This is a genomic window from Streptomyces sp. NPDC057010 (genome assembly GCF_042673805.1).
Classification (GTDB): domain Bacteria; phylum Actinomycetota; class Actinomycetes; order Streptomycetales; family Streptomycetaceae; genus Streptomyces.
Map to the genome: position 1 here is coordinate 59,210 of NZ_JBHUSC010000038.1, position 12,678 is coordinate 71,887.

General features: G+C 72.6%; 14 protein-coding genes. 10 read left to right on the forward strand and 4 right to left on the reverse strand.

The features are described 5' to 3' along the window. Window positions 1-76: 76 nt before the first annotated feature. Window positions 77-865 carry a potassium channel family protein gene (locus tag ACFTXQ_RS26560; RefSeq protein ID WP_382644918.1) on the forward strand — a complete coding sequence of 263 codons (789 nt, stop codon included), beginning with the start codon at window positions 77-79 and terminating at the stop codon, window positions 863-865. Here the strand turns inward: ACFTXQ_RS26560 and ACFTXQ_RS26565 are convergent. Further along, the gene (locus ACFTXQ_RS26565; RefSeq protein WP_382644920.1) at window positions 846-1,226 is read right to left on the reverse strand and encodes a peptidase inhibitor family I36 protein; all 381 of its coding nucleotides are present in this window, start codon (window positions 1,224-1,226) and stop codon (window positions 846-848) included. The genes ACFTXQ_RS26560 and ACFTXQ_RS26565 overlap by 20 nt on opposite strands. 369 nt (window positions 1,227-1,595) lie before the next feature. Between ACFTXQ_RS26565 and ACFTXQ_RS26570 the strand changes: the two genes are divergently transcribed. From ACFTXQ_RS26570 to ACFTXQ_RS26580, 3 genes are all read left to right on the forward strand, one after another. Next, window positions 1,596-2,267 (forward strand): TetR/AcrR family transcriptional regulator, encoded by a 672-nt coding sequence (locus ACFTXQ_RS26570; protein WP_382644922.1) that lies wholly within the window; start codon window positions 1,596-1,598, stop codon window positions 2,265-2,267. 193 nt (window positions 2,268-2,460) lie between these two features. After that, complete coding sequence (locus ACFTXQ_RS26575; protein WP_382644941.1) at window positions 2,461-3,600, forward strand: alpha/beta hydrolase; 1,140 nt, start codon at window positions 2,461-2,463, stop codon at window positions 3,598-3,600. 75 nt (window positions 3,601-3,675) lie between these two features. Further along, complete coding sequence (locus tag ACFTXQ_RS26580) at window positions 3,676-4,521, forward strand: DUF4429 domain-containing protein (RefSeq protein WP_382644924.1); 846 nt, start codon at window positions 3,676-3,678, stop codon at window positions 4,519-4,521. A 25-nt stretch (window positions 4,522-4,546) separates the two neighbouring features. Here ACFTXQ_RS26580 and ACFTXQ_RS26585 read toward each other — a convergent pair whose 3' ends face one another. Then, window positions 4,547-5,569, reverse strand: coding sequence for an aldo/keto reductase (locus ACFTXQ_RS26585; protein ID WP_382644925.1), 1,023 nt, complete (start codon window positions 5,567-5,569; stop codon window positions 4,547-4,549). Beyond that, the gene (locus ACFTXQ_RS26590; RefSeq protein ID WP_382644927.1) at window positions 5,566-5,955 is read right to left on the reverse strand and encodes a MerR family transcriptional regulator; all 390 of its coding nucleotides are present in this window, start codon (window positions 5,953-5,955) and stop codon (window positions 5,566-5,568) included. Before ACFTXQ_RS26590 ends, ACFTXQ_RS26585 begins: the two co-directional genes overlap by 4 nt. 70 nt (window positions 5,956-6,025) lie before the next feature. Between ACFTXQ_RS26590 and ACFTXQ_RS26595 the strand changes: the two genes are divergently transcribed. Then, window positions 6,026-6,844: a serine hydrolase domain-containing protein gene (locus ACFTXQ_RS26595; RefSeq protein ID WP_382644943.1), complete on the forward strand. Its 819-nt coding sequence runs from the start codon at window positions 6,026-6,028 to the stop codon at window positions 6,842-6,844. Here ACFTXQ_RS26595 and ACFTXQ_RS26600 read toward each other — a convergent pair. Then, window positions 6,841-7,497: a pirin family protein gene (locus ACFTXQ_RS26600; RefSeq protein WP_382644929.1), complete on the reverse strand. Its 657-nt coding sequence runs from the start codon at window positions 7,495-7,497 to the stop codon at window positions 6,841-6,843. The two genes, ACFTXQ_RS26595 and ACFTXQ_RS26600, sit on opposite strands and share 4 nt — an antisense overlap. A gap of 81 nt (window positions 7,498-7,578) precedes the next feature. Here ACFTXQ_RS26600 and ACFTXQ_RS26605 point away from each other — a divergent pair, with 81 nt between their 5' ends. The 5 genes from ACFTXQ_RS26605 to fabF all read left to right on the forward strand — a co-directional run bounded on the left by ACFTXQ_RS26605 (window position 7,579) and on the right by fabF (window position 12,476). After that, on the forward strand, window positions 7,579-8,796 hold the full coding sequence (locus tag ACFTXQ_RS26605) for a PucR family transcriptional regulator (RefSeq protein WP_382644931.1): 1,218 nt from the start codon (window positions 7,579-7,581) through the stop codon (window positions 8,794-8,796). Window positions 8,797-8,885: 89 nt separating this feature from the next. Further along, on the forward strand, window positions 8,886-9,803 hold the full coding sequence (locus ACFTXQ_RS26610) for an ACP S-malonyltransferase (protein WP_382644933.1): 918 nt from the start codon (window positions 8,886-8,888) through the stop codon (window positions 9,801-9,803). Between the two features lie 19 nt (window positions 9,804-9,822). Then, window positions 9,823-10,827, forward strand: coding sequence for a ketoacyl-ACP synthase III (locus tag ACFTXQ_RS26615; RefSeq protein ID WP_382644935.1), 1,005 nt, complete (start codon window positions 9,823-9,825; stop codon window positions 10,825-10,827). A 55-nt stretch (window positions 10,828-10,882) separates the two neighbouring features. Next, on the forward strand, window positions 10,883-11,131 hold the full coding sequence (locus ACFTXQ_RS26620) for an acyl carrier protein (protein WP_382644937.1): 249 nt from the start codon (window positions 10,883-10,885) through the stop codon (window positions 11,129-11,131). A 79-nt stretch (window positions 11,132-11,210) separates the two neighbouring features. Continuing rightward, window positions 11,211-12,476: a beta-ketoacyl-ACP synthase II gene (gene fabF, locus ACFTXQ_RS26625; protein WP_382644938.1), complete on the forward strand. Its 1,266-nt coding sequence runs from the start codon at window positions 11,211-11,213 to the stop codon at window positions 12,474-12,476. Window positions 12,477-12,678 lie beyond the last annotated feature (202 nt).

Here is a 12,678-nt window from a genome sequence, read left to right on the forward strand (position 1 = left end):
CCACGAGCGCGACCCGTGCGGGCCCCGGCAGCTGCCGGGGCCCGCACCCCTTTATGGGTTCCTTACGATGCTCGGCATGAAGGAACCCTCCCCCCAGGCTCGCTGGGAGCGCCTCACGCAGGCTCCCCTGCTGGTGCTCGCCGTGACCTTCGCGGTGGCCTACGCCGTGCCCATCGTCGCGCCCGACGCGGACCCTGCGGTGCACCGCGCGTGCACGCACGCGGAGTGGGTGGTGTGGGGGGCCTTCGCCGCCGACTACCTGATGCGGCTGGGGCTCTCGACGGACCGCAAGGTCTTCGTACGGACCCACTGGCTGGACCTGGCCGCCGTGGTGCTGCCCCTCGTACAGCCGCTGCGGCTGCTCCGGCTGGTCGCCACCCTGCTGCTGGTGGGCAGGCGGGCCCGGATGGCTCCGCAGATCCGGCTCACGACCTACGTGGCCGGCGCCGTCGTGGGCCTGCTGATGTTCGGCTCCCTCGCCGTGCTGAGCGTGGAGCGCGACGCGCCCAACGGGAACATCAAGAACCTGGGCGACGCGGTGTGGTGGTCCTTCACCACCATGACCACCGTCGGGTACGGCGACCACTCCCCCACCACCGGCCTGGGACGCGTCCTGGCCGTCGGCCTGATGCTGTCGGGGATCGCCCTGCTCGGTGTGGTGACCGCGAACATCGCCGCCTGGTTCATCGCCCGCTTCGAGCGCGACGACCAGGTGGAACGGCTCCAGCTGGCGGCCATCCTGGAACTCCAGGCCGAGGTACGGGCGCTGCGCACCGAGGTGGCGGCGCTGGGCGGCGGGCCGGCCGCCCCGGACGGGCAGCCGGCCGCCCCCGCGCCGCGCGAGGCTACGTCTCCCACACCTTGAACGCCCTCACCTGGTAGGGCGACTGCGGCAGCCAGACCCCGTCGCCCGGGTAGGTCTGGAACTCGCCGGTCTCCTGGCACACCGCCGACTGGTAGGTGGTCACCGGGCGGCCGGTCCGGTTGGCGAGGGACTGGGCGGTGGTCCCGGCGGGCAGGGCGGTGCAGCTGTTGATCTCCAGGGTGCTGAGCTCGTGGGTCTGCCGGGCGCCCTTGAAATCCGGCTTCGCCCACAGGCACAGCTGCCCGGTGGCGCAGGCCCCGAGCGCGGCCGGCCCGGCGGCGTGCGCCGCGCCGTTGCTGCTCGGGATGAGGGCGGCGAGGGCCAGACCGACAACGGCGAGAGTGGTGCTCCACGTACGCATGACGGGTCAACTCCTTGTGGACGGGCGGGCCCCGGACCGTTTCCTGAGCTCCGCCGACACCACGCTGACCTGGGCCGACGGCCGGGCGGAAGGGGCCGCGGGCCGGTCCACCCTGATAGGCGACAGCCCCGCGGGAACCGTCCGCAGGGGCTGTCGTACGTACGGAGTTGACGCCTCCGGCACGGGCCGCGCCGGTGGGGGCACAGCGGGGGGCACCCCGAAAGAGTTGCCGGCCGCGGCCGGAGCGAGCGTGCCGAGGACGGCGGCGGCCGTTCACCAACGGCCCAACGCCGCAGCCACCTTCACGGCCGTCACGGGTACCCTGACCGCTCACTGAGCGTCAGATTCGGCCTCGGAAAGGACCCCGCAGTGACGACCGACGAGCGGCCCGAGCCGGCGGGCGGGCTGCGCGAGCGCAAGAAGCGGCGCACCCGGGACGCGCTGCTGCGCGCCGCCCTGCTGCTCTTCATCTCCCAGGGGTACGAGCGGACCACCGTCGACGAGATCACCGACGCCGTGGACGTGTCCCAGCGCACCTTCTTCCGCTACTTCGCCAACAAGGAAGAGGTCGCCTTCGCCGTCCAGGAGCTGGTCGAGTCGCACTTCTTCGCCGAGCTGGAGGCCCGGCCCGCCGCCGAGGGCCCCCTCGCGGCCATACGGGGCGCGGTGCTCGCCGCCTGGGACACCGTCGAGGAGGCACTCTCCGAGGTGGTCCCCGTCGACCTCTACATGCGCAGCTACCGGCTGATCGAATCCACCCCGGCCCTGCTCGCCGTGCACCTGCGGCGCTCCACGGACCTGGAGGAGCGCATCGCGCGGCTGGTCGCCGACCGCGAGGGCCTGGACGTGGACGCCGATCCGCGGCCGCGGGTGGCCGTCGCCGCGTTCTCGGGCGTGATGAGGGTCACCGGGCGGCTGTGGGGGCAGGGCCAGGACACCAGCGTGGCCGCGATCCGGCGGATGACGGAGACGTACCTCGACCAGATCTCCCCGTCCCTGGCCGCCGATTGGAGCCGCGCGCCCGCCGCGGGCCGCGCATGACCGGGGCGGCGGGGCGGCGGTCGCGGGTCCCACGATCGGCCGTGAGCCCGGTCACCCGGCGCGCCACGGCCGGAGGGGGTCTCCTACGCTGGTCCCAGTGAACCTGCCCGGCCTCGCCCACTCCACCGCTCCCGCCGCCGACCCGCGTCCTGCCGCCCTGCGCGCCCTGCTCGCGCTCGCGGTGGTCTTCATCATGCTGGCCACCACCGGCTGGACGGCCGTGCACCGCCCCGACAGCGGTGCCCCGATGCGGGCCGCCGCGCTCGCCGCGTGGGCGCAGGCCCGGATCGACGGCCGCCCCGTACCGCCCGCGAACGCGCCCGCCCGTACGGTGGCCCGGTTCTTCGGCAGCCTCGACGGCGCCCAGCGGGCCCGGCTCGCCGACGGCTACCCCCTCGTCGTGGGCAACCTCGACGGGGCCCCCGCCACCACCCGCTACCGGGCCAACCTGCGGGGCCTCCAGCAGGCCGGCGAGGTCGAGGAGGCCCGTGGCCGCGATGTCGCGCTGACCCCGGCCGACCGGGCCAACGCCACGCGCCGCGCCCACCGCTTCGCCTCGCTCGCCGAGCCGGGCCGGCAGATCCTCGCCTTCGACCCCACCGGCGGCGGCCTGGTCGCCGAGGTCTTCGGCGACCTGGACCGGGCCCGCCGGGTCTCGGTGATCGTCCCCGGAGTCGACACCGACCTGCTCACCTTCGAGCGCACCCAGCGCCGTTTCACCGCCCCCGTCGGCATGGCCGAGTCCCTGTACGAGGCCCAGCGCGCGGCCGCGCCGGACGCGGACACGGCCGTCATCGCCTGGGCCGGCTACACGGCGCCCACCGGGGTCGGCATGGACGCGGCCACCGGCCACATGGCCGTCGACGGAGCCGTCCGGCTGAAGGCGCTGGCCGGCGCCCTGCCCGGGGGCTCGACCGTGGCGCTGTTCTGCCACAGCTACGGATCGGTGGTGTGCGGGGTCGCCGCGCACGAACTGCCCGCCCGGGTCACGGACGTGGTGGTCGCGGGCAGCCCCGGGATGCGCGCGGAGAACGTCGCCGGACTGCACACCTCGGCCCGGGTGTGGGCCACGCGGGACGAGGGCGACTGGATCGCGGACGTCCCGCACCTGGAGGTCGGCGGGCTGGGCCACGGGGCCGATCCGGTGTCCCCGGAGTTCGGCGCGCGGCTGCTGTCCTCGGCGACGGCCAAGAGCCACACCGGCTATTTCGCGCCAGGCACCGACTCGGTGGACAACTTCGCCAAGATCGGAACCGGCGCGTTCGGTTCCGTTGTCTGCGCGACCGGGGACGACACCTGCCGAGGTGGAATTTCCGGGGCAGAGCAGGACTGACGCGCGTAGAGGCCCGGAAATCGGTCCCCGCAACGAGGGGGACGCACGGGGCCGCCTCCCTTTACCATGTGCCGCATGGGTGACGTACTGGCCGGAAACCATGCCGTCTGGGAGTTCGACTCGGACTCGGTGCTCATCCGCTTCGCACGGGGGATCAGAACGCCGAGGACGCCGAGACTCCTGCACGCCCTCGGAACGCGCCGGATCCCCCTGGAAGCGGTGTCCGGGGTGACCGTGACCGCCGGCAGGCGGGACACGGTGGTGCTGCGCGCCGTGCCGAGGCCGGGCGCGGATCCGCTGATGGAGGCCGCGGCGGGCCAGCTGAAGGAAGCCTGCGACCCGTACCGGCTGGTGCTGCCGGGCGAACGGGCGCCGCGGGCCGCCGCCTTCGCGGACGCGCTGCGGTCCCGGCTGGGGGCCGATGCCGCCGAGCCGGCGGAGCGCTTCCTGGTCGACGCGCCGCAGCCGCCGGTCCAGCTGAAGGCGTACGACGCGCGCGTCGGCTTCGACGGCTCGGCCGTCACCTTCCACTGGTCCCGTACGGGCGCCACCAGCACCAAGTGGAAGGCGGGCGACCAGCGGTACGCGCTGTCCGCGCTGACCGGGATCGAGTGGAGCTCCCCGGAACGGCCGGGCGGCCACCTGCGGCTCCTCGTACGGGACACCGCCACCGACCCGCGCCCGGACCACGACCTGGCCGCGGCCGTCTTCGGCGTGGGCTACGGGGCGGTGCACGAGTCCCTGCCGTTCGCGGCATCGGTCCTCGCCGCCCTGCGCGCCCGCACACCGGTGGCCTCGATCCCCCGGGCCCGCTCGGGCGACGAACGCCTGCGCCACCTGAACGAGCTCCACTCGGCGGGCCTCCTCACGGACGCCGAGTACACGGCCCTGCGCGACCGCTGCGCGGCCGGACCGCTGTGACCGCCGCGGGCCGGGGCCCGCGGGGTCAGGACTCGCGGGCCGCCGACGTGAACGTCATGTCGGGGTAGCGGTCGCCGGCCACGCGGGACGCGATCGGCTCCAGGAGGGCCAGCTCCGGCCCCGTCAGGGTGATCCGCGTCGCGGCGGCGTTCTCCGCGAGGCGCGCGGCCTTGCGGGTGCCCGGGATCGGGATCACGGTCAGCCCGTGCACGGCCGCCCGCTGCTGCACCCACGCCAGCGCGATCTGCGCCGGGCTCGCCCCGTGCGCCCCGGCGATCTCCCGCACCGGAGCCAGCAGCTCCGCGTTCGCCTTCGCGTTGTCGCCGCTGAACCGCGGCTGGTGGCGCCGGAAGTCCCCCTCCGAGAGCTCCGTCGACGCGTCGGCGAAGGACCCGGTCAGGAAGCCCCGCCCCAGCGGGGAGTACGGCACGAAGGCCACGCCCAGCTCCGCCGCCGCCCCCACCGCACTGCGCTCCACGTCCCGGCTGAACAGCGACCACTCCGACTGGAGCGCCGCGATCGGGTGCACGGCGTGCGCCTCGCGCAGCTCGGCCCCCGTCACCTCGCTGAGCCCCAGGTGCCGCACCTTCCCCTCCTGCACCAGCTCGGCCATCGCGCCCACCGACTCGGCGAACGGCACGGCCGGGTCTCGCCGGTGCATGTAGTAGAGGTCGATGACGTCCACGCCGAGCCGCCGCAGGCTGTCCTCCACCGCCCGGCGGATGTAGGCGCGGTCGTTGCGGATGCCCCGGTACTGCGGGTCGTCGTTGCGCTCTATGGCGAACTTCGTCGCCAGGGTGATCTCGTCCCGGTGCGCGGCCACGAAGGGGGCGAGGAACTCCTCGTTCCGCCCCCGCCCGTAGACGTCCGCGGTGTCGAGGAGGGTGACCCCGGCGGCCAGCGCCGCGTCCAGGGTCGCGCGGGCCTCCGCCTCGTCGGTGTCCCCGTAGAACTCGCTCATGCCCATGCAGCCGAGGCCCTGGACCCCGACCAGCGGGCCGCCCTTGCCCAGTTCGACCTGCTCGATGACCGTGCCGTGCTCCGTCATTGACGTGCCTTCCCCGAATACATCCCGATTTTGTAGTCCAGTACCGCGAGCGCGTCCGTCAGCTCAGTGATCCGCGCCCGCACCTCGCGCCGTGTCCGCTCCAGCAGTTCGCGCCGCTCGTCCACCGTGTGCTCGCCCTCGCGGACCAGCTCGGCGTAGCGGACCATGTCCGCCACCGACATCCCCGTGGCGCGCAGCTTGCCCACGAACGCCAGCCAGTGGAGGTCCTGGTCCGTGAACCGCCGCTGGCCCGAGTGGGAGCGGTCCACGTGCGGCATCAGGCCGATCCGCTCGTACCAGCGCAGCGTGTGCTGGGTCAGACCGGTCCGGGCCTCCACCTCGCTGATCGTGTACCGCGTCTGCGTCAGGCTCAGGCTCTGGCTCATGGGCCCCACGCTAAAACCCTTGAGTGCACTCCAAGCAAGTAGGCTCGGCGGCATGGACAGCGTGGAGACCCTGCACAGCCTGCGGACCATCGAGAACTGGCCGGTGCCGACCGCCGCGGCGGCCGTCGTGCGCGCCGACGGGAGCCTGGCCGGCTCCCACGGGCCCGTCGGCCACCGCTTCCCCCTCGCCTCGGTGACCAAGCCGCTCGCCGCGTACGCGGCCCTCGTGGCGTACGAGGAGGGGGCGATCGAGCTCGACGAGCCGGCCGGCCCCGAGGGGTCGACGGTCCGTCACCTCCTCGCGCACACCAGCGGCCTGGCCTTCGACGAGCACCGCGCGAGCGCCCCGCCCGGGCAGCGCCGGCTGTACTCGAACGCCGGTTTCGAGGTGCTGGGCGACCACATCGCCAAGGCCACCGGCATCCCCTTCGCGGAGTACCTGCACCAGGCGGTCTTCGAGCCGCTCGGCATGACCGCGAGCGCCCTGGAGGGCTCGCCCGCCAAGGACGGCGTCTCGACCGTCGCCGACCTCGTCCGGTTCGCGGCCGAGCTCCAGGCGCCCCGGCTGCTCGACGTCCGCACGGTCGCCGAGGCCACCTCCGTCGTCCACCCGGGCCTCAAGGGCGTCCTGCCCGGCTACGGGCACCAGTCCCCCAACGACTGGGGGCTCGGGATGGAGATCCGCGACGGCAAGTCCCCGCACTGGACGGGCACCTCGTCCTCGCCCCGCACCTTCGGGCACTTCGGGCAGTCCGGCACCTTCCTGTGGGTGGATCCCGACGCGCGCGCCGCGTGCGTGGCCCTGACGGACCGCGCCTTCGGCCCGTGGGCCGTGGAGGCGTGGACCCCGTTCACCGACGCGGTCCTGGCCGAACTCCGGACCCGCTAGCCCGGGAACTCCCAGATCAGCAGCTCCCCCGGGGATCCGGCGGTGATCTCCAGGTCCCGCTCGGCGGTGATCCGCACCGAGTCCCCGGGGCCCAGCTCCTGCCCGTCCAGGCGCAGGTCCCCGCGCACGACGTGCAGGTACACGTACGGCGCCGCAGGTACGGGGACCCGCTCGCCCGCGCCCGGCCGCCGCACGTGCAGCACGGCGCCGGCACCGGGGATCTCGTAGCGCGCGTCGTCGGAGACGCTCCTGACCACCTCGTACGAGGGATCGCCGCCGGCGGCGAGCGGCGCGAGCCACATCTGCACGAAGCGCAGCGGCACCTCCCCGTCGTTGCGCTCCACGTGCCGCGCGCCGGATCCGGCGCTGAGCCGCTGTACGTCGCCGGGCCGGACCAGGCCCTTCTCCCCGGTGCTGTCCTGATGGGTGAGTTCGCCCTCGGTGACCCAGGTCACGATCTCGGTGTGGCTGTGCGGGTGCTCGTCGAATCCGGCACCCGGCCGCAGGAACTCCTCGTTGCAGGCCAGGACCGGGCCGAAGCGCAGGTTGTCGGGGTCGTAGAAGGACCCGAAGGAGAAGGCGTGCCGGGTGGTGATCCCGGCGGCCGGGTCCCCGCCCTCGTACCGGTCGGCGCCACGGCGTACATCAATCATGGGGGCCACCGTAGCCGCCGCGCACGGGCCGGACGCGGGACCGGACTCCGCGCGGGCTTCCCGATAAGGCAGTCTTGTCCCGTGCCCCAACCCGAACGTGAGCATTCCCCCGCGACACACGCCGCGCATCCCGTGATCGCCCACCCGCACACCGCGACGCTGCGGCGGCTGGAGAAGTCCTCCGGCCGGCTCGCCGCCAACGCGATCGCGCGGATGGACGAGACCCTGCCGTGGTACCGGGCGATGCCCCCGGAGAACCGGTCCTGGATCGGCCTGGTCGCGCAGGCCGGTATCGCCGCGTTCACGGAGTGGTTCCGGCACCCGGAGACCCCGCAGGCGATCTCCACCGACGTCTTCGGAACGGCTCCGCGCGAGCTGACCCGGGCGATCACCCTGCGCCAGACCGTGGAGATGGTCCGCACCACGATCGAGGTCATGGAGGCCGCGATCGAGGAGGTCGCGGCCCCGGGCGACGAGCAGATCCTGCGCGAGGCCCTGCTGGTGTACGCGCGGGAGATCGCCTTCGCGACGGCCCAGGTGTACGCGCAGGCCGCCGAGGCGCGCGGCGCGTGGGACGCCCGGCTGGAGTCCCTGGTGGTGAACGCGGTGCTCTCCGGCGAGGCCGACGAGGGCGCCCTGTCGCGGGCGGCGGCCCTCGGCTGGAACTCCCCGGAGCACGTGTGCGTGGTGCTGGGCACCGCGCCCGAGGGGGACAGCGAGCTGACGGTCGAGGCGATCCGGCGCGCGGCCCGCCACCACAAGCTCCAGGTCCTCACGGGGGTGCTCGGGGACCGCCTCGTCGTCATCGCGGGCGGCAGCGACAACCCGATGCAGGTGGCGAAATCCCTGATCGGGCCGTTCGCGGCCGGCCCGGTGGTGGCCGGCCCGGTGGTGCCCGACCTGCTGAACGCGACGAAGTCGGCGCAGGCCGCGGCGGCCGGGCTGAAGGCCTGCACGGCCTGGCAGGACGCCCCTCGGCCGGTGCTGGCGGACGACCTCCTGCCGGAGCGGGCCATCGCGTCGGATCCCGCCGCCAGAGAACAGCTGGTGGAGGAGATCTACAGACCGCTCGAGGAGGCGGGCTCCGCGCTGCTGGAGACGCTGAGCGTCTATCTGGAGCAGGCGAGCAGCCTCGAAGGCGCGGCCCGGATGCTCTTCGTACACCCGAACACGGTGCGCTACCGGCTGCGACGTGTGACCGACGTCACCGGCTGGTCACCCTCCGATGTCCGTTCTGCGTTCACCCTGCGGATCGCCCTGATTCTCGGGCGTCTGGCCGACGGCGATCCCCAGTCCTAGACTTTTGTCGGACATCAACAATTACCCCGACCGTTCTTGGTCCCTGTCCCCACGGGTGGCAGGGCCCATCCACAAGAGAGAGTGTGAGGGTGCTCGTACTCGTCGCTCCCGGCCAAGGCGCTCAGACGCCCGGCTTCCTGACTCCCTGGCTCGACCTCCCCGGCGCCCTTGAGCGCGTCCAGGGCTGGTCGGACGCCATCGGGCTCGACCTTGCCCACTACGGCACGAAGGCCGACGCGGACGAGATCCGCGACACGGCCGTGGCCCAGCCGCTGCTGGTCGCCGCAGGTCTCCTGTCCGCCGAGGCTCTCGGCTCCCGCGCTGCGTTCGGCGCCGTCGCCGGCCACAGCGTCGGTGAGATCACCGCCGCCGCGTACGCGGGCGTGCTCTCCGAGACCGACGCGCTGAAGTTCGTCCGTACGCGCGGTCTGGCCATGGCCGAGGCCTCCGCCGTCACCGAGACCGGCATGGCCGCGGTCCTCGGCGGCGACCGCGACGTGGTCGTCGCACACCTGGAGAAGCTGGGTCTGACCCCCGCCAACATCAACGGCGCGGGCCAGATCGTGGCCGCCGGCACCATGGAGCAGATCGCTGCCCTGGAGGCCGACAAGCCCGAAGGCTCCATGAAGGTCGTCGCCCTCAAGGTCGCGGGCGCCTTCCACACGCACCACATGGCCCCCGCGGTCGCCACGCTGGAGAAGGCCGCCGCGGACCTGTCCCTGACGGACCCGGCGCTGAAGTACGTGTCGAACAAGGACGGCCTCGTCGTCACCACGGGCGCCGACGTCGTCGCCCGCCTGGTCGGCCAGGTCGCGAACCCGGTCCGCTGGGACCTGTGCATGGAGACGTTCGCCGAGCTGGGCGTCACGGGGATCATCGAACTCTCCCCCGGCGGCACCCTGACGGGTCTGGCCAAGCGGGCGCTGAAGGGCGTACCGAACGTGGCTCTGAAGACCCCGGACGATCTCGAGAAGGCCGCGGCGCTCGTCGCCGAGCAGACGGCCTGAGAGAAGGAGCCCACAGAGCATGTCCAAGATCAAGCCGGCCAAGGGCTCCCCGTACGCCCGCATTCTCGGCGTCGGCGGCTACCGTCCGACGCGCGTGGTGCCCAACGAGGTCATCCTCGAGACGATCGACTCGTCCGACGAGTGGATCCGTTCCCGCTCCGGTATCGCGACCCGGCACTGGGCCTCGCCCCAGGAGACCGTCGCCGCGATGTCGGTGGAGGCCTCGGGCAAGGCGCTGGCCGATGCCGGTGTCGCCCCCGAGCAGATCGGTGCGGTGATCGTCTCGACGGTCTCGCACTTCAAGCAGACCCCGGCCGTCGCGACCGAGATCGCGCACCGGATCGGCGCGGGCAAGCCCGCGGCCTTCGACATCTCCGCGGGCTGTGCCGGTTTCGGCTACGGCCTGACCCTGGCCAAGGGCATGGTGGTGGAGGGGTCCGCGGAGTACGTCCTCGTCATCGGCGTGGAGCGGCTTTCGGACCTCACCGACCTGGAGGACCGCGCGACGGCCTTCCTGTTCGGCGACGGCGCCGGCGCCGTGGTCGTCGGCCCCTCGGACGAGCCGGCCATCGGCCCCACGGTGTGGGGTTCGGAGGGCGACAAGTCCGAGACCATCAAGCAGACCGTGCCGTGGGACGAGTACCGCACGGACGACAGTGGTCAGAAGTTCCCGGCCATCACGCAGGAGGGTCAGGCGGTCTTCCGCTGGGCCGTCTTCGAGATGGCCAAGGTGGCCCAGCAGGCGCTCGACGCCGCCGGGATCACCGCGGACGACCTGGACGTCTTCATCCCGCACCAGGCAAACATGCGGATCATCGACTCGATGGTGAAGACTCTGAAGCTGCCGGAGCACGTCACGGTCGCCCGTGACGTGGAGACCACCGGCAACACCTCGGCCGCCTCGATCCCGCTCGCTATGGAGCGGCTCCTGGCGACCGGTGCGGCGAAGAGCGGCGACACCGCGCTCGTCATCGGCTTCGGGGCGGGGCTCGTCTACGCCGCGACGGTCGTTACCCTCCCCTAGGACCGGATTCCGCTTTCCCGGTCCGCATATCAGTTACCCAGAGAAGGAGCGCCACATGGCCGCCACGCAGGAAGAGATCGTCGAGGGTCTCGCGGAGATCGTCAACGAGATCGCCGGTATCCCCGTTGAGGACGTCGAGATCGACAAGTCCTTCACCGACGACCTGGACGTCGACTCGCTGTCCATGGTCGAGGTCGTCGTCGCCGCCGAAGAGCGCTTCGACGTCAAGATCCCGGACGAGGACGTCAAGAACCTCAAGACGGTCGGCGACGCCGCCGGCTACATCCTGAAGCACCAGGCCTGAGCCTGACGAGCGTTTGTCGCCACCCGGCGGTGGCGCCGTGACAATTCAGCACCCCCTGAGACGTGGAGAAAGAATTCCTGTGAGCCCGACCAATCGCACCGTGGTCGTCACCGGTATCGGCGCAACCACTCCGCTGGGTGGCGACAGCGCTTCGACCTGGGAAGGTCTGCTCGCCGGTCGCTCCGGCGTGAAGCCCCTGGAGGGCGAGCGCTTCGCCGAACTCCCGGTCCGTATCGCCGCTCTGGCCGCCGTGGACCCGAACGAGGTCCTGCCGCGGCCGCTGGCCCGCAAGCTCGACCGCTCGGCGCAGTTCGCGCTCATCGCCGCCCGCGAGGCGTGGGCCGATGCCGGCTACACCGCCCCGGCCGGCGAGGACGACGCGATCGCCCCCGAGCGCCTGGGCACCGTGATCGCCTCCGGCATCGGCGGTGTCACCACCCTGCTCGACCAGTACGACGTACTGAAGGAGAAGGGTGTGCGCCGGGTCTCCCCGCACACCGTTCCCATGCTCATGCCGAACGGCCCGTCGGCCAACGTCGGCCTGGAGGTCAACGCCCAGGCGGGCGTGCACACTCCGGTCAGCGCCTGCGCGTCCGGCGCCGAGGCCATCGGCTACGCCGTCGAGATGATCCGTACCGGCCGCGCCGACGTGGTCGTCGCCGGCGGCACCGAGGCGGCGATCCACCCGCTGCCGATCGCCGCGTTCGCCAACATGATGGCGATGTCCAAGAACAACGAGAACCCCGAGACGGCCTCGCGCCCCTACGACAAGGCCCGTGACGGCTTCGTCCTGGGCGAGGGCGCGGGCGTCGTCGTCCTGGAGTCCGCCGAGCACGCCGCCGCGCGCGGTGCCCGGGTCTACTGCGAGGTGCTGGGCCAGGGTCTGTCCGCGGACAGCCACCACATCGCGCAGCCGGAGCCGACGGGCCGCGGTGTCGCGGCCGCGGTGCAGAACCTGCTCGACAACACGGGTCTCGACCCGGCCGAGCTGGTCCACCTGAACGCGCACGCCACGTCCACCCCGCAGGGTGACACGGCCGAGCTGAAGGCCCTGCGCAAGGTGCTGGGCGACGACCTCGACCACATCGCGATCTCCGCGACGAAGTCGATGACCGGTCACCTGCTGGGCGGCGCGGGCGGCATCGAGACCGTCGCGACCGTGCTGGCGCTGTACAACCGGCTGGCGCCGCCGACGATCAACCTCGACGACATCGACGAGGACATCGACGCGGACATCGTCCGGGGCGAGCCGCGCAAGCTGCCGGCCGACGGCCCGATCTCCGCGATCAACAACTCCTTCGGCTTCGGCGGCCACAACGTCACCCTGGCGTTCCGCACTGTTTAATGCGCCTAAACCGGCGCCGCTCTCGCGGACGTGGTTGCTCGCCGCTTCGGCTGCTCAATTGATGGTTGCGGTGTTCGTCGTCTCGAACACCGCAACCGGTACGCAGAAGGCCCACCCGGACACCGGGTGGGCCTTCTGCGCAGGCTGGGGCTAGGGCCTGTTGGGAAAATGCTGGTCCCAGCCAGTCGTTGATGGCTGCGAC

What these genes read in the sequence shown, in the direction of transcription:
- ACFTXQ_RS26585 (WP_382644925.1), bottom strand. Translation starts at nt 5,569, where the DNA reads ATGACGGAGCACGGCACGGTCATCGAGCAGGTCGAACTGGGCAAGGGC.
- ACFTXQ_RS26565 (WP_382644920.1), bottom strand. Translation starts at nt 1,226, where the DNA reads ATGCGTACGTGGAGCACCACTCTCGCCGTTGTCGGTCTGGCCCTCGCC.
- ACFTXQ_RS26575 (WP_382644941.1), top strand. Translation starts at nt 2,461, where the DNA reads ATGCTGGCCACCACCGGCTGGACGGCCGTGCACCGCCCCGACAGCGGT.
- ACFTXQ_RS26590 (WP_382644927.1), bottom strand. Translation starts at nt 5,955, where the DNA reads ATGAGCCAGAGCCTGAGCCTGACGCAGACGCGGTACACGATCAGCGAG.
- ACFTXQ_RS26600 (WP_382644929.1), bottom strand. Translation starts at nt 7,497, where the DNA reads ATGATTGATGTACGCCGTGGCGCCGACCGGTACGAGGGCGGGGACCCG.
- ACFTXQ_RS26615 (WP_382644935.1), top strand. Translation starts at nt 9,823, where the DNA reads ATGTCCAAGATCAAGCCGGCCAAGGGCTCCCCGTACGCCCGCATTCTC.
- ACFTXQ_RS26620 (WP_382644937.1), top strand. Translation starts at nt 10,883, where the DNA reads ATGGCCGCCACGCAGGAAGAGATCGTCGAGGGTCTCGCGGAGATCGTC.
- ACFTXQ_RS26580 (WP_382644924.1), top strand. Translation starts at nt 3,676, where the DNA reads ATGGGTGACGTACTGGCCGGAAACCATGCCGTCTGGGAGTTCGACTCG.
- ACFTXQ_RS26560 (WP_382644918.1), top strand. Translation starts at nt 77, where the DNA reads ATGAAGGAACCCTCCCCCCAGGCTCGCTGGGAGCGCCTCACGCAGGCT.